Raw genomic sequence first — 526 nt, 5'->3', positions numbered from 1 at the left:
CCTTCAATCGTCACATTTGGGGCGGTGTGATAATCAGTGCCATTGTCAGTCATGTGAATATAATTTACTTTCCCACCATGCATGGAAGCTTCTGCTTTTGCATTACCTTCAATTTTAACGCTTGCTTGGGTATAATCGCTGCCTTGATTTATTACATCAATACGACTAACAACGGTAGGACGTTTATGTGTAAAGCCTGGAGCAATCAGAATGCGTGGTGTTTGTCCAAGAAGTGATTGTGCTCCAATAAAAGCATGAACCCCTTCATAAGCACCATCTGCGTTTACACCGCCCAAAACATTGGTTAATGTTTCGTTTTCATCTTTACCTTCTTCTACTCGCACAACAACAACGATGGCGCCCACTTGCTTAAAAATAAGATCAACGGCATTGGGTAATGTGCCTTCACCCCTCCCTGTTGTATCCAGTTTAGCTGCTTGTGAAAGTGAACCGGTAACCAAAACCGGCGTGTTAAGGGGGAATGCTTTTTCGTCGGCATATGGTGCTGTGCCAATAACTCCGATAA

At 43.5% G+C, this 526-nt stretch carries 1 pseudogene; it reads right to left on the bottom strand.

Annotated features, from left to right (window positions below):
* A pseudogene (locus ACFILW_RS11135) lies at nucleotides 1-526 on the bottom strand (phage tail protein); the annotation flags it as partial.

The organism is Bartonella sp. TT110JLCBS, assembly GCF_042193405.1.
GTDB lineage: Bacteria > Pseudomonadota > Alphaproteobacteria > Rhizobiales > Rhizobiaceae > Bartonella.
Note: the sequence above shows the minus strand (reverse complement) of the source record. Positions and strands in the feature narration are given on the sequence as shown.